The 17,187-nt window shown below is 35.7% G+C and carries 20 protein-coding genes; 10 read left to right on the top strand and 10 right to left on the bottom strand.

Going from position 1 to position 17,187, the window contains the following annotated elements; all coding sequences use genetic code 11:
- Window positions 1-70: 70 nt before the first annotated feature.
- Window positions 71-784, bottom strand: coding sequence for a ZinT family metal-binding protein (locus H9635_RS06370; protein WP_191699310.1), 714 nt, complete (start codon window positions 782-784; stop codon window positions 71-73).
- 177 nt (window positions 785-961) lie between these two features.
- On the opposite strand from H9635_RS06370, the gene H9635_RS06365 reads away from it, so the two are divergent.
- The 3 genes from H9635_RS06365 (at window position 962) to H9635_RS06355 (ending at window position 2,686) form a co-directional block, all read left to right on the top strand.
- Window positions 962-1,294, top strand: a complete 333-nt coding sequence (locus H9635_RS06365) for a DUF2500 domain-containing protein (protein ID WP_191699309.1) — start codon at window positions 962-964, stop codon at window positions 1,292-1,294.
- A gap of 210 nt (window positions 1,295-1,504) precedes the next feature.
- Window positions 1,505-2,032 carry a YceI family protein gene (locus H9635_RS06360; RefSeq protein WP_191699308.1) on the top strand — a complete coding sequence of 176 codons (528 nt, stop codon included), beginning with the start codon at window positions 1,505-1,507 and terminating at the stop codon, window positions 2,030-2,032.
- Window positions 2,033-2,143: 111 nt separating this feature from the next.
- A complete protein-coding gene (locus H9635_RS06355) occupies window positions 2,144-2,686 on the top strand; it encodes an NADPH-dependent FMN reductase (protein WP_191699307.1) in 543 nt (180 codons plus the stop codon).
- 69 nt (window positions 2,687-2,755) lie between these two features.
- Here H9635_RS06355 and H9635_RS06350 read toward each other — a convergent pair whose 3' ends face one another.
- Window positions 2,756-3,250, bottom strand: coding sequence for a GNAT family N-acetyltransferase (locus H9635_RS06350; RefSeq protein WP_191699438.1), 495 nt, complete (start codon window positions 3,248-3,250; stop codon window positions 2,756-2,758).
- Window positions 3,251-3,673: 423 nt separating this feature from the next.
- Between H9635_RS06350 and H9635_RS06345 the strand changes: the two genes are divergently transcribed.
- Window positions 3,674-4,999: an amidohydrolase family protein gene (locus H9635_RS06345; RefSeq protein ID WP_191699437.1), complete on the top strand. Its 1,326-nt coding sequence runs from the start codon at window positions 3,674-3,676 to the stop codon at window positions 4,997-4,999.
- Window positions 5,000-5,088: 89 nt separating this feature from the next.
- Here the strand turns inward: H9635_RS06345 and H9635_RS06340 are convergent, their stop codons facing one another.
- Window positions 5,089-5,964 carry a DUF3298 domain-containing protein gene (locus H9635_RS06340; RefSeq protein WP_191699306.1) on the bottom strand — a complete coding sequence of 292 codons (876 nt, stop codon included), beginning with the start codon at window positions 5,962-5,964 and terminating at the stop codon, window positions 5,089-5,091.
- 4 nt (window positions 5,965-5,968) lie between these two features.
- Window positions 5,969-6,454, bottom strand: a complete 486-nt coding sequence (locus H9635_RS06335; RefSeq protein WP_191699305.1) for an RNA polymerase sigma factor — start codon at window positions 6,452-6,454, stop codon at window positions 5,969-5,971.
- A 241-nt stretch (window positions 6,455-6,695) separates the two neighbouring features.
- On the opposite strand from H9635_RS06335, the gene H9635_RS06330 reads away from it, so the two are divergent.
- A complete protein-coding gene (locus H9635_RS06330; RefSeq protein WP_191699304.1) occupies window positions 6,696-7,175 on the top strand; it encodes a DUF2243 domain-containing protein in 480 nt (159 codons plus the stop codon).
- A complete protein-coding gene (locus H9635_RS06325; protein WP_191699303.1) occupies window positions 7,168-7,992 on the top strand; it encodes a cytochrome c oxidase assembly protein in 825 nt (274 codons plus the stop codon). Before H9635_RS06330 ends, H9635_RS06325 begins: the two co-directional genes overlap by 8 nt.
- Window positions 7,993-8,063: 71 nt before the next feature.
- Here H9635_RS06325 and H9635_RS06320 read toward each other — a convergent pair whose 3' ends face one another.
- Complete coding sequence (locus H9635_RS06320) at window positions 8,064-9,593, bottom strand: glycine betaine uptake BCCT transporter (RefSeq protein ID WP_191699302.1); 1,530 nt, start codon at window positions 9,591-9,593, stop codon at window positions 8,064-8,066.
- Window positions 9,594-9,788: 195 nt separating this feature from the next.
- On the opposite strand from H9635_RS06320, the gene H9635_RS06315 reads away from it, so the two are divergent.
- From H9635_RS06315 to H9635_RS06300, 4 genes are read left to right on the top strand one after another with little or no spacing between them, the layout of a single operon-like run.
- Window positions 9,789-11,285, top strand: coding sequence for a spore germination protein (locus tag H9635_RS06315; protein ID WP_191699301.1), 1,497 nt, complete (start codon window positions 9,789-9,791; stop codon window positions 11,283-11,285).
- The gene (locus H9635_RS06310; RefSeq protein ID WP_191699300.1) at window positions 11,282-12,328 is read left to right on the top strand and encodes a GerAB/ArcD/ProY family transporter; all 1,047 of its coding nucleotides are present in this window, start codon (window positions 11,282-11,284) and stop codon (window positions 12,326-12,328) included. Before H9635_RS06315 ends, H9635_RS06310 begins: the two co-directional genes overlap by 4 nt.
- Window positions 12,304-13,365 carry a Ger(x)C family spore germination protein gene (locus H9635_RS06305; RefSeq protein ID WP_318245186.1) on the top strand — a complete coding sequence of 354 codons (1,062 nt, stop codon included), beginning with the start codon at window positions 12,304-12,306 and terminating at the stop codon, window positions 13,363-13,365. The genes H9635_RS06310 and H9635_RS06305 overlap by 25 nt, the downstream gene beginning before the upstream one ends.
- 48 nt (window positions 13,366-13,413) lie before the next feature.
- Window positions 13,414-14,259: an MBL fold metallo-hydrolase gene (locus H9635_RS06300; protein WP_191699299.1), complete on the top strand. Its 846-nt coding sequence runs from the start codon at window positions 13,414-13,416 to the stop codon at window positions 14,257-14,259.
- Window positions 14,260-14,321: 62 nt separating this feature from the next.
- On the opposite strand, the gene H9635_RS06295 is transcribed toward H9635_RS06300, so the two are convergent.
- The 5 genes from H9635_RS06295 to H9635_RS06275 are packed head-to-tail and all read right to left on the bottom strand — an operon-like array spanning window position 14,322 to window position 16,937.
- Window positions 14,322-14,570: a hypothetical protein gene (locus H9635_RS06295; RefSeq protein ID WP_191699298.1), complete on the bottom strand. Its 249-nt coding sequence runs from the start codon at window positions 14,568-14,570 to the stop codon at window positions 14,322-14,324.
- On the bottom strand, window positions 14,554-15,093 hold the full coding sequence (locus tag H9635_RS06290) for an RNA polymerase sigma factor (protein ID WP_191699297.1): 540 nt from the start codon (window positions 15,091-15,093) through the stop codon (window positions 14,554-14,556). Before H9635_RS06290 ends, H9635_RS06295 begins: the two co-directional genes overlap by 17 nt.
- Window positions 15,077-15,460 carry a group-specific protein gene (locus tag H9635_RS06285; RefSeq protein WP_191699296.1) on the bottom strand — a complete coding sequence of 128 codons (384 nt, stop codon included), beginning with the start codon at window positions 15,458-15,460 and terminating at the stop codon, window positions 15,077-15,079. The genes H9635_RS06290 and H9635_RS06285 overlap by 17 nt, the downstream gene beginning before the upstream one ends.
- 5 nt (window positions 15,461-15,465) lie before the next feature.
- A complete protein-coding gene (locus H9635_RS06280) occupies window positions 15,466-16,224 on the bottom strand; it encodes an ABC transporter permease (RefSeq protein WP_191699295.1) in 759 nt (252 codons plus the stop codon).
- Complete coding sequence (locus H9635_RS06275; RefSeq protein ID WP_191699294.1) at window positions 16,221-16,937, bottom strand: ATP-binding cassette domain-containing protein; 717 nt, start codon at window positions 16,935-16,937, stop codon at window positions 16,221-16,223. The genes H9635_RS06280 and H9635_RS06275 overlap by 4 nt, the downstream gene beginning before the upstream one ends.
- Window positions 16,938-17,187 lie beyond the last annotated feature (250 nt).

Below are 17,187 nucleotides of genomic sequence, written 5' to 3'. Positions count from 1 at the left end.
ATAAATCATAATTGAAAAAATAAAAGGAAACCAACTTTCGAAGGTTTCCTTTTATTGCTGCTCTATAAAATTAATGTGCAATCATATCATGTGCTATTGTATGTCCGTCCAAATCGCTAGGGAAATATGTAGGCCAATTTGTTACTTCCTCCAATAATGCTTTTCGATCGTCTCCCCAATATATATGGTAATGATCCGCTTTTGTAGGAGAAATACTATGATCACTGAATTGAATATACTGTGGTAATTTGTCTGCCAGTTCTGTTAGTTTAAATATAAACCGTACGCCACGATTTCCAGCTTCATAATTTAGAATTTCATAACCATCTGCTTCATATTCTCCAGTGAAAGCTTTTCCATTTTCGTAAAATGTGACATTGTTTCCTTCGATTACGATACGTTCTGTATTGGTTTTGTAGCCGATGTCATAATACGCTTTATATTCCTCGGCTGTCTTATCACCATTCTGCTGTGCTTTATGTTCAAATACTTCATCTAGTGTGCCATCTAGTAAATATGGGTACACAGATTGCCAATCACCCTCCCAATCGGAAAGTGCGCGATCTTGTACTTGACTATCTTCAAAATACCCAGAGTAAATTCTTTCTGCGTCTTCATCATGCGTATGGGAATGATTTTGCTCGCTTTTAGATGATTCATTAGTGACTGCCTTCGTTTCTGCTTCTGGTGTATTTTCCACTTCCTTTGTTTCAGTAGACTGACATCCTGCTAAAAACGAACTTAGGAGTAAAACACTTAACCCTTTTAATGCTGCACTTTTCATTTTCCTGCCTCTTTTATAAATAGTAATGATTACGATTATTGATTATAGATGCAATATTAACTGTTGTCAACACAAATAGTAATCGTTACTATTTGTGGGGGTGGTTTCTGAAATTTCTGGAATTATTGAAACTCTTTTAGGCTATGAACGTATAAAAAATAGAAAGGAAGTGTTCATATGTTTTTTGGAGATATTATGTTTTCGATTTTCCCGATATTTTTTGGAATTATATTTATTGCTATTATTTTCATCCTATTTTCGAATATTAAAGAGGGAATTAAAAATAATAATTCTCCGCTTCTTACGGTGCCAGCCGAAGTTGCCTCAAAGCGGATTCATGTTCAAGGCGACCATTCGCGCACTACATATTATGTAACTTTTGAAGTACAAAGCGGAGACCGAATGGAACTAAATGTAAAGGGTAATGAGTATGGGATGCTAGTGGAGCAAGATCTTGGTTTATTATCATTTCAAGGTACACGCTATATTTCTTTTGAACGCCAAGGATAATGTAGGTTTTTAGTGTAATAGAAAAGAATAAAATTGCTCAGGCTGATCTCGATAAAAGAGGGTCTGAGCATTTTTTGATTATTTTAAAAATAAGTACTTGACGATTTAAAAAGCATTTGTTATATTTATCTCAAGTTCGAGATATTAGATTTCGGAATTTTATTTTAAGTATATATCTTGAAATCGAGATAAAATGGAGGAGAATATAAAATGACAAAATGGTCAGTCGATCAATCACATTCAACAATTGGATTTGAAGTAAAACATATGATGGTATCTAAAGTGAAGGGGCACTTTAATAGCTATACTGCAGATGTAGAGGCAGCAGATTTAACGGATTTAACAACAGCATCGATTCAATTTGGAATTAATGTAGCGAGTATTAGCACGAATAATGAAGACCGTGATAATCATTTAAAATCACCAGACTTCTTTAGTACAGACGAATATCCAGAAATTCTTTTTAATTCTACAAATATCTCTAAAGCCGGAGACGATTATAAGGTAACAGGAGATTTAACAATTAAGGGGATTACAAACACAGTAACATTCGACGTTGAATTTGGGGGTAAAGGTGTAAATCCATGGGGTGTTGAAGTTTATGGCTTTGAAGCCGAAACAAAAATTAACCGAGAAGATTTCGGTCTAACGTGGAATGCAGCTTTAGAAACAGGTGGCGTATTAGTAGGAAAAGACATCAAAATTAAGGTCGAGCTTGAATTAAACCCTGCAGCTTAAACGTTATATATAAGAATATTTATTAGTTAATAAGGGAATATTTATAATCGTTGCGGGTATTGAATAACAAAATTTGTTGGTAGCTAGACAACAGAGTGGAGGAGAAATAAATTGGAAAAATTAAATATTGGCATTATTTTAGGATCAACTCGTGAAGGTCGTGTAAGTCCACAAGTAGGTGCATGGGTAAAAGAGCTTGGAGATAAACGTGGGGACGCAAATTATACAATTATTGATATTGCGGACTTTAATTTACCATTACTAGGTGAACCGGGCAAAGACGCATCAGGTACAGCAGCATGGTCTGAAGCGGTTGCAAAACAAGATGGATTTGTATTTATTGTTCAAGAATATAACCATTCGATCACGGGGGCACTTAAAAATGCATTAGACTATTTACGCGTGGAATGGAACAATAAATCAGCAGGTATTGTATCTTACGGTTCTGTTGGTGGTGCTCGTGCTGCCGAACATTTACGTGGTATTTTAGGCGAATTATCAGTTGCAGATGTACGCGTACACCCGGCATTATCATTATTCACGGATTTTGAAAATGGCACTACTTTCAAACCGAAAGATGTTCAAGTAGATTCCGTAAATCAAATGTTAGACCAAGTAATTCCTTGGGCAACAGCTTTAAAAACAATTCGATAATTACCAATTACTAGCATGTGCTTATTGCGCATGCTAGTTCAATTTATATTCAGCATTCAAAAGACGTCGTTAAAGCAATTTGGCCATATATATTTCATTTATATATTGTCCATCAATTAGTAAGGAGTCTTTCTTAATTCCCTCTATCTCAAACCCCATTTTCTGATAAAGCTTAATTGCGTGTTCATTCGTTTCGATGACGGTTAATTCTAACCGGTGGAGCTGCATCTGTTTTCCCCAGTTTATAATATGTTCGAACAGTTTTGAGCCAACACCTTTTCCGCGGCTATTACTATGTATACCAATCGCAATCATGGCGCGGTGAGAAGTTCTTGATAAGTTTTCTGCTTTGAGAAGAAGATAACCTAAAATCTCTTCGTTATCTTCTGCGACAAAGAAGCCCGATTTGGGTGCATTATTCAGTGTGTTTATAAATTTAATTAAAGGCTCTACCTTCATTTCCCTTTCACCGGGTCCATATAACATAAAACCAGATTCTTCAGCATCCTTCATAACTGGAATAAGTTTCGGTGCATCACTTTCAACTGCCTGTCTTATTAGCATCATATCGCTCCTTTAAAAATAGTGTCTGCTTTTATTGCTCTTCCTGTTATTAGTTTAACAGTTTCTAGGAGGGTGACAAAATTGAGTCCTCCAAACAATGCCCTAGCGCAAAAGAGGTGGAGGGAGATGGGAATGCGCAATGAAATAAATAGAGGAATGAATTTCCGTTATTGCCTTAAAAAACATGAAATATCACGATTTTATTTCAAATAACGGTAAAACGTTCCCTTATTTATTCTAAAAATGAGCTACCCCCCTAAAATAACGGTAAAAGCTTCCCTTATTTTAGAGGGGCACTGAAAAAATCTTTATTTGATAATTCTCCCCATGTTACAGTGATAACCCATTTACTATAGGAATTTCTATTATTTACAAAATATTGGAAGTAAACTAAAATTTAAAAAAACAGGGAAGCTGATGACAGTGTTACTATTAAAAAATGGTTATTTATTAAATATGGAAACCGGCAATTATGAAATACAGGATATTTACATTGAACAAAATATCATTAAAAAAATTGATTCAAATCTACATATAGAAGGTGCAGAAATCGTTGATTGTACTGGGAAATGGTTAATCCCAGGACTGATTGATATGCATGTACATATAAAAAAGCACTTTGCTAATTATTTTACAGCGGCAGGCATTACAACTGTTCGAAATACAGCAGGGAGCATAATCGAATTGAAGCCGTTTATTGATGCGGATGGAAAAGACTATGAGCCTCGTGTTATATCGGCAGATCGCATGATTGATGGACCGCCTGGCTTATGGGGTGATGATACAGCTTACAATATTAATGTGGATAACGTTTTACTTGCTAAACAAGAGGTTGATCGACAAGTTCAGCTTGGTGCACATTTTATTAAAGTATACGGATGGCTTGATCCTGAGTTCATGGAGGTTGTCGTTCAAGAGGCGAAGAAACATGGATTGGAAGTAAGTAGTGATATTTTGCATTCCAAAAAGGTAAACGCAATAGATGCTGCAAATATGGGGATCGACTGGCTTGAGCATAGTTCTGGAATAATTCAGGCAATGTATCCGGGATGGACTTGGAATTCCCCTACAGAGGTATGGAATTCAATAGCGTGGGAAAACCCAGATGAAGAAAAAATAACGAACGTGTGTAAACAGTTGCTGGAGAAGGATGTTAAACTTTGTCCAACAATGGTCTTGTATGATCAAATGAGATTGGCAGAAGACTATTGGACGACAAATCATGAAATTGTACAGCACATAGAAGAAATGGACTATTTGTTTAAGCATTGGTTGCCTGGCGCACAAACAAAATCGGGTCAGTCATCATTTGGAATTCAAACAAAAATGATCCAAAAAATTGCCTATATTTACTTTAAAATGGGCGGCACTGTAGTGACTGGAACAGATACACCGGCTGGGATATTTACATACCCCGGTTTAGCAATGCACCGTGAACTGCAACTATTTGTTGACGCAGGATTTACACCGCTGGAGGCCCTTCAACAAGCAACAATGAATGCAGCGAAGGCTTTAAAAATAAACAATTTAGGTGAAATAAAGGAAGATTATATTGCTGATATTTTAATATTGGCTGAGGATCCTTTACGTCAAATTGAAAATACAATGAAAATGGAATGTCTAGTAAAAGGAGGGGCTGTTTATTCAACAAGACAGCTGCTAGAGGCAATTCCATCAGAAGAAGAAATGACGATTTATGTTAATGATCTTATAAAGGAATTTGAGAAATTAGGGTTAAAAGCAGAATAAAAATTCTTTGAGGTTGTAGTAAAAAGAAAAGCAGGTGTAACCATTTAAAAAGGATACACCTGCTTGTTTAAAATTGGTGAATTATTTTCTTATTTAATATATTTATTACTCACCAGCACATCCTGAAGTAGTTCTGTCGGAATTTCAACAGTTACAAGGCCCATAAAGCCTGGTGCTATCTCATATACATCAAACGACATTACAAGCTTTCCTTCTTCGGTAATATAGAAGTTTTGGTCAGGGGAAATACCTTCAAAGACACCGAATGCTTCGTCATGATACTCTGTACCACCGATCCAGTACATATCAGACCCTTCTGTTTCAATCATTCTATTACGTAGTTCATCCTCTATATAGCGACTAATAATGTCTAAGTAGCGATCATCTTTAAATAGGCTCGTTAATGTTATGACCGTTTCAGCCTTTTTATCAATCGTTGTGTACTGCATAACAGTAGAAGAAGATACGACAGTGACTTCTACATAACGACCAAATGACAATAATTCATCGGTATCCGTCTCGATAACATAGCCGCTATTTACTGCCATATTACCCGCTTCCATTTCCTCTATATCCGTCTTAAACTGCTCATAAAGTGTTTTGCCTTCCTCAGCGTATTTTTCGTTCAATGCTTCGATATCAGCAGATGAGCCCGAAATTTGAGGTACTTGAATTTCTGCTGTATATGCATCTTTTTCCATTTCATATTTAGTAAATGTAAGTACTTGTACGACTTGACCGATAACTGGTACATCCGCCAAAGTTTTTGCCATTGCTGGATTTGTATTCAGGCCGACTGTGAATAGTACTGCCGCCGCAGCAACTGATGTTAAAAAAATAGGCAGTTTGCGTTTTCTTTTCTTAAGTGGACGCTGTAGATTTTTATCAATGATTGTCTCTAACTCTTCGGGAATAGGTACATCCTTATATTGTGCGTGTAGCTTTTTTAACTTGTCATCATTCATTGACCTAATTCTCCTCCATTTCTAGCTCAATTTTTAATAGCTTTAATGCTTTATAAAGCCTTGATTTCGCCGTGCTTAGAGGAATCGCCAATATGTGTGCGACTTCTTCTATTTTCAAATCCTCAAAATAGCGCAGCACAATGACCTCACGTAGTTGTAGAGGTAAATGATGTAATGCCTGCTGTAAATCAAGATTTTGATATGTATCTAGTTCGGATAGTTGCAGTAGGGATTCGTCTCCAATAAGTTCGATACGCCTTTGCTTGCGAAGTAAATCAATCGCCGTACGCACTAAAATCGTATAAAACCAGCTTTTCATTTGCTCACGATTTGTTAGTTTCTTAAGCGCCAGCCAGCCTTTTTGAATACTGTCCTGCACGACATCGAGCGCATCCTGCTCGCTTTTTGTATAGCTATACGCGAGTCTATATAGCGAGTTTTGGTGTGCGCGTATAAATGTAATAAATGCATCTTCTAATTCTTCCATCATTCCTTGAAGCTCCTTTTTTCTCTGTCGACAATTATAAGACGGGTGAAGGGGTAAGGAAAGTTTAAAGAAATAAAATATTTTTAAATAAATATACATTCGAAGAGCAGGGGGTGGTTGTAGGAAAATTTACGAGGAGGTTTAGTCAATCGAGCAAGAGGGGAATTTCTACTATCGAATATGTTGTTATGAATTTGGAGAGATTACATGTAACGAATTACAAGGAAAGGGGCTCTATAGTGATATGCAAAATAACAACAGAAAAGGAATTTCCCGCCGGAATATGTGGTCAGGAATTTTATTTGGCGTCGGTCTCATTGCCTTTGTTGATGAAACAGTATTTCACCAGTTATTAAGATGGCATCATTTCTATGATAAATCAACTACCGATATTGGCTTGATTTCCGATGGCATTTTCCATGCTTTCAGCTGGTTTGCAACGATTGCCGGGTTATTTCTATTTGCAGATTTACGTCGTAGAAATGGCTTGATCTTTCAACGGTGGCTAGGTGGTATGTTATTAGGTATTGGTGTATTCCAGTTATATGACGGAATTATTCAGCACAAATGGATGCGAATTCACCAAATCCGTTACGTCGACAATGTCATCGTCTATGATATTGTTTGGAACGTCAGTGCGTTAATCATTTTACTAATCGGTGTTTTTCTATTATTCCGTACATCAAAAAACAGTACTTTAAAAGAGAAGACTGCAAATGAATAGTCTATATTTGCTTCAAAGTCATGGGCATGTTGCACATAGTCAATCATTACCGGGAATGAACCTTCAATATTTGCTGGGCTTATTTTTTGTATTATTGGGCACGGCATATATTATCGCAGCCATAATGACGAATAATCGCTATAAAAACTGGCCGATTTATCGTACCGCTTTATGGACGTTGGCGATGGTAATCGCACTCGTTTCAGTTGTCGGACCATTGGCAAACAGTGCACATACTAATTTTACGGCACATATGGTGAGTCATTTACTATTAGGTATGGTTGCACCGATTTTTATGGCGATTGCTAAACCGATGACTTTATTGCTAAGAACGGTCAATACGTCATTAGCGCGTAACATAACGAGAATTTTAAAAAGCCGGTTCATCCAATTTGTCTCACATCCTATAACTGCCGCAATATTAAATGTAGGTGGTCTATGGCTTTTATATACAACAGATTTATATATGCTTATGCATGAAAATGCATTTTTTGCCTTATTTGTTCATTTGCATTTCTTTATAGCTGGCTATGTATTTACAATTTCAATTATTTATTTTGATCCTGTCTATCATCAGTATTCCTACCTATTTCGGGCAATCGTATTAATTGCTGCAATAGCCGGGCATGATATTTTGTCAAAATATATGTATGCAAACCCGCCAGCAGGAGTTTCTCGGCAAGAGGCAGAAATGGGTAGCATGGTGATGTATTATGCAGGGGATTGGATTGAAGTAGTGCTTATTATAATATTCTGCTGGCAATGGTACAAATCAGCAAAACCACGCAGAAATTCATCTGTTGAGATTAAGGTATAGAAATAATATAAAAATAAAGCGATGAAAATTTTAGAAAGTTAAAATTTTCATCGCTTTTTATTTTGTACACCTTATTTCTTTAGATTTGAGGGCGGTTGTTTTTTAGGTCGAATGTAAAGACCTAATTTTTGCCGTTCTTCCATTAACGATTTATATAAAGAAAGCATCATTAGTAAGATGATAAATGAGAATGGAAATGCTACAATAATGGCGGCATTTTGAAGTGCGGCTAATCCTCCAGAAAACAGTAAACTAGCAGCGATAGAAGCTTGTAAAATACCCCAGATTAATTTGATTCGGAATGTAGGATTCATTGAACCGAATGTTGTTTGCATACCGAGTACAAATGTGGCGGAATCTGCTGATGTAATAAAGAAAAAGGTAATTAATAGTAAAGCGATAATCGATAAGATAAAACCGAATGGCATATGGTCGAAAACTCCAAATAACATCTGCTCAGTCGGTAAGTCGATAATGCTTTGATCTTTAGAGATATAAGTTTCAATAGCGGTTGTCCCAAAAGTGGCAAACCAGAAAAGACTGACAAGCGTTGGTGCTAAAATAACACCCATCAAAAACTCGCGAATTGTACGTCCTTTTGAAATACGCGCAATAAATATACCGACGAATGGGGACCAGGACATCCACCATGCCCAATAGAAAATTGTCCATCCATCAATCCAAGCCCGGCTATCTGCATTCCCAGGTTCAGTACGTAAGCTCATATGCACAAAATTCTGTAAATAGCTGCCTAGTCCTGACGTGAAATCATTCATTATTTTTACTGTTGGACCAATAAATAATGTTAATAATAACAAGGCTGCTGCTAAATAAATGTTCCAGTTACTTAACAGTTGAATCCCTTTATCAAGTCCTGTTGACGCTGAAACGATAAATAAAATCGTTACTATAACAATAATAATTAATTGGACTGTAAAGCTAATTGGAATATCAAATAAAAAGGAAAGTCCGCCATTAATTTGCTGAGCACCTAAACCGAGTGTTGTCGCAACACCAATTACCGTAGCAAATACAGCAATAATATCAATTATATGACCTACTGGACCCTTTGTTTTTTCACCGAAAATAGGGAATAAAGTAGAGCTAATAAGACCAGGCGCCCCTTTTCGGAAGTTTGAATAGGCCAATGCTAAAGCAACTACCCCATAAATTGCCCATGCTGAAATACCCCAATGGAAGAAAGTGAAACGGAAGGAATCTTTCAATGCTTGTTGAGAGCCTTCGGGAGCTATTGGTGAATTAATCGCAAAATGTGATAACGGCTCAGCAGCGCCCCAGAATACTAAACCAATTCCCATACCTGCGCTAAAGAGCATAGCAAACCAGGAGACATTACTATAATCGGGTCTATCCGTCGATTTACCAAGACGAATTGCCCCAACAGGACTTAAAATTAAAAATACACAAAAAGCAATAATAATAGCTACAACTAATAAATAATACCAGCCAAAAGTGTTCGTAAGTAAATTCTGGATGTTGCTCGTTATATTCTCCAATAAATTTGGGGCTAAAACGCCTACTAATACGGCTATTAATGTAAGCGTTATTGAACTCCAAAAAACAATGCCTCTATTTTTCATATATTGACCCCCTAACCTAAACTAATAAATGTATTACCTTGTTACAGAAAAATAAACATATTTATTCAAAACTTTGTAATTACAAACGATTATTTCTTAAAATTCCTTCAATAAATCACATCTTCCTGACTTTAACAAAAGTGAATAACTCTTTTGTAAATATCCTATACTTGTCAAAAAAGGGGGGGAGTTGTATTGACACAAACAACGGAAATTAAGCAAGAAATTAAACGACTCAATAAGGAATTCCTCCATTCAGCAGATTTCGTTGTGAAAGAGGTTACGCTCGGTCAAGATGAGAAAGTAATTTTGTGCTATTATTCATCACTTGTAAATAAAAAGGATGTAGAACAGAACCTTTGGAATCTGAAACGAATGAATCAATCGTTTCTACAGGATACGAATGCTAATAAAGAAAATTCAAATGAAACAGAAGCAAGTGAAAAAAGTGAAATGCAAACTCAAATTGTGAACGAAGATTCCATTACTATTACTACAGAAAAATATAATCAGCAAAAACTGATTGATTATGTTTGTAATGGTGAGACACTAATCATCTTATTGGAGTCCAAACAGATGATTCGTTTGAACAATGTAGAATTTGCCCATAATTCACCAGAAGAGCCGGGGAATGAACAAATATTAAGGGGTTCGCATGAAGGGTTTGTAGAAAACTTTGAAACAAATATGCAGCTTATTAGAAAACGTATAAAAAATAAAAAGCTTGTTGTAAAAAAAATTACACTCGGAAAAGAGACGAAAGCAACCGTTTATTATTTGTATGTAGAAAATGTAGTGGATCGTGGTGCACTTAAAATAGTAGAAGACCGGTTAAATGCGATTGATATAGATATGTTTTATAGCATTGGGCAACTTAGTGACTATTTAGACGATCAAGTGTGGTCTCCGTTTCCTCAACTTTTAAATACAGAACGGCCAGACCGTGTTGTGGCGAATATTTTGGAAGGGAAAATCGCCATAATGTCTGATTTATCACCGAATGCACTCGTTGGACCAGTTACATTTTTTTCGTTTTATCAAACACCGGATGATTTTAATGCGCGCGTATTTGTTGGATCATTTTATCGATTGATGCGGTTATTCAGTATCCTTTCCGCCATTTTTCTGCCAGCATTTTATATTGCCATTGTAAGCTTTCATTTTGAAATTCTGCCGCTTGAACTTGCCAATAAAGTGAAGACAGATATAAACCAGATTCCATATCGACCACTTATTGAAGCACTGATCATGGAAGTGACGATTGAACTGATTCGTGAGGCTAGTGTTCGACTACCGAAATCAATTGGACAAACAATAGGTATTGTTGGAGGACTCGTAATTGGGGATGCTATTGTAAGCGCGGGGCTTGTATCAAATTTAATGGTAATTGTTGTAGCATTTACAGCTATTTCAAGCTTTGTTGTACCATCAATCGAACTCAATACAACGATTCGTATGCTCCGATTCCCATTTATGATTTTAGCATCACTTTTTGGTTTTTTTGGAATTGTAATTGGGACATTTTTATTAGTTGTACATTTATTAAATTTAAGCTCATTTAAACGTCCATATTTTTCACCAATAATTCCTTTTGATCCAAAAGGAATTAAAAAAATCTTTTTCCGTGGCCCTTATTATGAACCACATAGACAGCCAACAAGTTTTTCTCCCAAAAAGGATGATAAAGCATGACTGTTCAGTTGACGAAAGTACAATTATTTCTTCTGATGTTCGTTATGCAAACAGGTTTTGTTTATACATCGGTACAAAATCTGATCATTGAGCATGCCCACCGAGATGCAACCGTTCAATTTCTAGTTGTTGCGTTCATATTCTTCCTGCAACTATTGTTTTTTGAACGAGTGCATCAATATTTCTTCTTAAATAGTTTTACAAAAGCACTTTACCTGATTTATTGGACTTTGTATATTACAATTTTTGTAAGTTATATTACGTATGTATTAACGTCTTGGGTATTCCCGAATACACCAACGATTGTGCTAATAGGCATTTTCTTATCCGTTTGCCTATATGCAAGTGTTAGTAGACCTGAAACTGCCGTTAATATAGGCGTTGTATTGATTCCGATGCTTTTTCTATTTTTAATATTCATGTTTTTAACAGTACCGAGTTTAAATCCGACCAATCTACTTCCTCTTTTTTACGATCGGTCAAATACTTGGTTTATGGGTTTTGTTTATAGTACTTATGCATTTGGGGGGGCAGAAACGTATATCATACTGCGGAAGTACTTATTTAAAAATGAAAAAGTATCTAAAAAAGTAATTACTATTTATTCCATAATATTAACAAGCTTTTATTTACTGGCGATTTCGTTTACTTTGATGTATTTTGCATTAGATGAAATAAAAATCGTTCCAGAACCAATTTTGTATATTTTACACTCTGTTGAAGTGACATTCGTTAAACGGTTGGATTTGTTTTTTGTATATATTTGGCTTTCATGGTCATTAGTGACGATTGTAAATTATGTACTTGTCATGCGCCTTGTATATTTTGAAAAGAAAATAAAATCACCAATAATGAAGCAACTTGTTTTTTTTACTTTAGTCGGCGTGACGGCTAATTTATGGATTCGTTTTTCATTACTCGAATTTTTTACGAACTATTTAGTTTATGGCACTATTTTTTTCACCTTTTTATTACCGATTATTATTATTATTTTGAATAAAGTGAGGGGGCGAACTTTATCCGAATCGGAAAAATCATCTTAATCGTTACACCACTTTTTCTAGCGGGGTGTTGGGATGAGAGACTTTATAAAAATTCATCCGTAGTATCGCTCACTGGCATAGAAGGTACAATAGGAGATTTGACTGGTTATTATGCCTATCCGGAGGCTACCTCACCAGAAATGAAAACAGTAGTTATTACAGGTAATGGTATTTCACCACGTGATGTGCGTCAGGAGGCAGAGGTAAAAGTTGAGCAGACAATGGATTTATCTGTTTTATCAACAATTCTCATGTCTGAGGAAACCGCAGAGCATAATATTTATGAGTATTTGGATATTTATTTTCGGGATGCCAACAGTCCAATTACTTCAAAATTAGCCATTGTTCAAGGAGAGCTGAAACGATTTTTTGAAATAACTGAAAGCAGGCAAAGTACGACAGGAGAATATTATGACCGCTTTATCACAAGTCTCGAAGAAAACTCTTTAGTTATTCCGTACACATTACAAACCGCTACTTCTTTAATTTTTGAAGATGCCCAAGATTTGGCCTTGCCCTACTTGAAAATGGGGGAGGATGACCGTCCTAATGCGGATGGTATTGCTTTATTTTCGGGTAGGCACTATACCGGCAAAACCTTAAATACAACTGAAGCGATACTATTGAATATTATGAATGATTCGCTGGGGTTTTCGACACGGATTACTTATTTATTTAAAGATAGTCCTATAACTGTCCGGGTGGATAACTTAAAAAGGAAGCTTAATATTTCAGAAAATAAAATTGAAATTGATCTTAACATTGATTTTATGGTCTCTGAATTTCCACAGGATAACTTAGATAAGGTAAGCAATAGAAAAGAGCTGGACAAATTTCTTACTGAAAAGATTGAGCATGATATGAATGAAGTATTAAAAAAATTACAAGAAGCAAAGTGTGATGCGTTAGGGCTTGGTCGTAGTGTTCGAGCATTTCACCCGCAATGGTTCAAAAAGGATTGGAACGAGCATTTTTCTAATTTGGATATTTCCGCTAAGGTAAATATAGAAATTACGAAAACGGGTATATTGGAATAACTGTAATCAACACAGTTAAATATTTTGAAAAGGAGTGTCTTCAATTCAATGGAAAAAGAAATGAATTACGGCGATGATTATAAATTTATCCCTGCTACATCCGTACAAAGTGGGGTGAGCCAGGAATTATTGCCAGACTTGTATGCACACACAATTCAAATTGCAAATATTGTTTTTTACAGTTGTCCAGGTAGTAATGACTTTGTTTTAATAGACGCAGGCATGCCGAAAAGCGCGGAAGAAATTATTTCTGTAGCGGACAAGAGATTTGGTGAAAATGCAAAAGCAAAGGCGATCATTTTGACACATGGACATTTTGATCATGTAGGCGCAATCATTGAACTTGTTAAGCACTGGCAAGTTCCGGTTTTTGCTCACGCTTTGGAATTACCGTATTTAACTGGCACAAAAGATTATCCAAAGCCGGATCCAAGTGTAGATAGTGGACTAGTCGCAAAAATGTCACCAATGTTCCCTAATGAAGCGATCGATTTAGGAGAGGCCATTAACGAACTTCCTTCAGATGGAACCGTTCCTTTTATGGAAGGATTCCGGTGGATTCATACACCAGGCCATACACCGGGGCATGTTTCGCTTTATCGTGAAAGAGACGGGGCACTAATTGCTGGGGATGCTTTTGTAACGGTTAAGCAAGAATCGTTGTATAAAGTATTCACACAGGAAAAAGAAATGAATGGACCGCCAAAATATTTAACAGAGGATTTTGATGTAGCTTTTGAATCTGTAAAAAAACTAGCAGCTTTAAATCCTTCAGTGGCAATTACAGGGCATGGTGTGCCAATAGGTGGGGCAGAACTGAACGAGGGACTGAAAAATCTTATTGATAATTTCGAGAAGATTGCGCTACCGAAAAATGGCAAACATTTGGAATGAGTAATAAGTTAGAGTCATGCGATTAAGGCGAGTCTGAAATAATTGGACACGCCTTTTGATGTTTAAAAAAGGAATAAGATTTGAATCATGGCCAAAAATATTCCGCTGGCTAATGGGAAGAGCTTTAAAAATAAATACCCATTGTTACTGTCTGACAACTTTTCTAAAGGATCCTTAGCAGGAGAACCTAAATAACGGATAAAACGATTGAAAGGTGATTGTTTAACAGAAAGCTTTTTTGTTGGTACATCTATTTTGTAAGTGTCCAACAAGTTTGTAAGTTCTTCTTCGTTTTTAAAATCCTCTTTCATGTTGGAACGCCTCCTTTAACTCAATTTTCAAGACTTGAATGGCTTTGTGTAAACGGGATTTAACTGTACCTGTTGGAATACTTAATATAAGTGCTATTTCTTCTAATGGTAAATCTTCATAATAGGCAAGTAAAATCACCGCCCGTTGTTTGTCCGGGAGTTTTGCAATTGCCTGCTGAATCATAAGTTTATCATCCGTTTGCAGCGCTTTTTTAGGAATAGGAACTAAAAAAGGTAACAGCGTTTGCCACCGTTTTCTTCTATTTAGCTTATTAATTAAATGACGATAGGCGATTTGAAATAAAAACGACTTCACTGTGCCGAGGGATGCATTGTACTGATGATGCTTCTTTTGCAAAATCTCAAATGCATCCTGAACCGTATCGATACTAATTTGTTCTTCTTTCGTATAGCGGAATAAAAAGCAGTATAGAGGTTCATGAAGTCGTTCGTATAATACACCTAATGCTTCTATATTACCCGTCTGAACCTGCTGCATCAATTCTTCATTCGTCAATGTCATGGACTTCACCAATTTGTGCTTTAATACATTTTAAAGTAGAAGAAATTCTTGTCACTAAATAGGAAATCGTTACAATGACCCAGGCTTGGGCCTGATTTGTAAAAAATTGAACGTATGGGTTTTCAATAGTTTCACCACCGAAAGTAAGCAGCATATTTAATGCTTGAACACAAAAGATAGTGTATATAGCCAGTATAAGGGTAAGCGTATCAAATACATTCCAGCGTAAATAAATTTTCGTTTTTTTGTAGTTGATTTTGCCGTTTTCTTTAATGACATATTTTTTATGGTAAGGAATCATGATACCAAGAATAATAATGATCCCTATAGCAGCCACGATAAGAGAAATAATAAATCCAATACCCATTTTGCTCAGTCCTGCCTTATATAAATTTGTTTTGCAAATATACTTAATATCATACAAAGAATTGTTAGTATAATACTATATTGATAAAGGGGTAACCATGTATGGTCATTTAAATTTAACTGGAATTGTAATGTATCACTTAAATATAGCATCGGATTCCAAATTAAGTAAATATAATAATCCTGCGGTTGTTGCTCGTTAATCGTTAAAAATAGCGATGTCATCGTAATGGAAAACATAAATACAAGCATAATTGGGATAAGCAAACTTTGTGCAACTTTCCCGTTTTTTACAATACCAGCTACGATAAAGCATAGTGGATAAATCGCGAGTAAAACAAAATTACAAATTAAAATGATGGAAATAAGAGCAGTTATGGATAGTGAAATAATGAAGGAATAGCCTGCCAATAAAAGTAATAACACGAAATTCATCATTAGAAAAACTCCTAAACCAATCCCCAGAAAATACTTTGCCGGTGAAATATTTGTTCGTTTGAGTAGATGAATTGTATTATTTGCCTTTAAATCTGCCAAATAAATCGTTGCACTTGAAAATGCAAAGGCAAACACTAAAAGCATGATGGAGATTGGGAAAAACTGACCTTTAATCATAAAGTCCAACGTTTCCGGACTACTTTTTATACTGATCGTACATATCCATGAACAAATGATAAATATAAAGGCAGGAAGTAAATTACCCAGAAATACCCCAGTGTTACGAATCGATTCCAATATAAAGCTTTTAGCTACTTGTATAATCATTTAATCCGACCTCCTAATAATTGTCCTGTCACTTCAAAATACACAGCTTCTAAACCTGAAAACGTAGGGTTTTTATATTTCTCCACGAGCTCCTCTGTCGTACCGTGTTCGATAAATTGTCCATCCTGCATTAAATATACAAAATCAAATAACGTTTCTAGCCCTTTAATTTCGTGGCTAATAATAATCAAACATTTATTTTGAAGGTTTACTTGGTTTTGCAGAAAACCGAATAATTGCTTTTTCTTTTTTAAATCCAAATCTGCAAATGGTTCATCTAAAAGGACGATTGGTTTGTTCATTAAAAAGGCTAAGTACAGGGATAAGGCTTTTCGTTGGCCACCTGAAGTATTTTTAATTAATGTTTTTTCGTACTGGGTAATATCCAATAGTTCGTAAAGATCTTTAATGTTGGAAGGATTAGCAATCAATTTTGTGAAAAGCTGAATTACTTCCTTCACTTTTAAAAAAGAATAACTTTCAAAAAACTGATATTGTAGTGCGACTAAATTTGAGACATCTTCATGCTCGTTTCCACGGATAGACCCATGATCGATTTTTTCATCTCCAGCAATGCATTTTAACAATGTTGATTTCCCAGCACCATTATCACCGAGTAGCAGGTAACAATGGCCATACTGAAATGTTGATGATATTCCATTTAAAACAGAGTGGTTCTGATAGGATTTTTGAACTTTATCTAAAATTAACAAGGTGATGCCCCCTTTAATTTCCTTTTCAATAACTATACAAATGGGGAAAGAGGTAAGTTCATTTTTTATTTGAAAAATTTACAAGTTTTTTATAAATAATATATATGCTGTGAATTAGATGCCGTTTGTGAGGCTCACCAATCCGAGAATGCCTCCTAAAATAAGGGGAGATTTTACCGTTATTTGAGGGGGGAGTTCAATTCCGGGGTAAATAAGGGAACGTTTTACCGTTATTTCAAATAAAATCCTA

It is taken from the genome of Solibacillus faecavium, from assembly GCF_014836905.1.
Classification (GTDB): domain Bacteria; phylum Bacillota; class Bacilli; order Bacillales_A; family Planococcaceae; genus Solibacillus; species Solibacillus faecavium.
Note: the sequence above shows the minus strand (reverse complement) of the source record. Positions and strands in the feature narration are given on the sequence as shown.

Excerpts from the sequence above, each read along its gene's own strand:
- H9635_RS06370 (WP_191699310.1), bottom strand. The coding sequence starts at position 784 with ATGAAAAGTGCAGCATTAAAAGGGTTAAGTGTTTTACTCCTAAGTTCG.
- H9635_RS06365 (WP_191699309.1), top strand. The coding sequence starts at position 962 with ATGTTTTTTGGAGATATTATGTTTTCGATTTTCCCGATATTTTTTGGA.
- H9635_RS06360 (WP_191699308.1), top strand. The coding sequence starts at position 1,505 with ATGACAAAATGGTCAGTCGATCAATCACATTCAACAATTGGATTTGAA.
- H9635_RS06350 (WP_191699438.1), bottom strand. The coding sequence starts at position 3,250 with ATGCTAATAAGACAGGCAGTTGAAAGTGATGCACCGAAACTTATTCCA.
- H9635_RS06340 (WP_191699306.1), bottom strand. The coding sequence starts at position 5,964 with ATGAATGATGACAAGTTAAAAAAGCTACACGCACAATATAAGGATGTA.
- H9635_RS06335 (WP_191699305.1), bottom strand. The coding sequence starts at position 6,454 with ATGATGGAAGAATTAGAAGATGCATTTATTACATTTATACGCGCACAC.
- H9635_RS06330 (WP_191699304.1), top strand. The coding sequence starts at position 6,696 with ATGCAAAATAACAACAGAAAAGGAATTTCCCGCCGGAATATGTGGTCA.
- H9635_RS06325 (WP_191699303.1), top strand. The coding sequence starts at position 7,168 with ATGAATAGTCTATATTTGCTTCAAAGTCATGGGCATGTTGCACATAGT.
- H9635_RS06320 (WP_191699302.1), bottom strand. The coding sequence starts at position 9,593 with ATGAAAAATAGAGGCATTGTTTTTTGGAGTTCAATAACGCTTACATTA.
- H9635_RS06310 (WP_191699300.1), top strand. The coding sequence starts at position 11,282 with ATGACTGTTCAGTTGACGAAAGTACAATTATTTCTTCTGATGTTCGTT.
- H9635_RS06300 (WP_191699299.1), top strand. The coding sequence starts at position 13,414 with ATGGAAAAAGAAATGAATTACGGCGATGATTATAAATTTATCCCTGCT.
- H9635_RS06295 (WP_191699298.1), bottom strand. The coding sequence starts at position 14,570 with ATGAAAGAGGATTTTAAAAACGAAGAAGAACTTACAAACTTGTTGGAC.
- H9635_RS06290 (WP_191699297.1), bottom strand. The coding sequence starts at position 15,093 with ATGACATTGACGAATGAAGAATTGATGCAGCAGGTTCAGACGGGTAAT.
- H9635_RS06285 (WP_191699296.1), bottom strand. The coding sequence starts at position 15,460 with ATGGGTATTGGATTTATTATTTCTCTTATCGTGGCTGCTATAGGGATC.
- H9635_RS06280 (WP_191699295.1), bottom strand. The coding sequence starts at position 16,224 with ATGATTATACAAGTAGCTAAAAGCTTTATATTGGAATCGATTCGTAAC.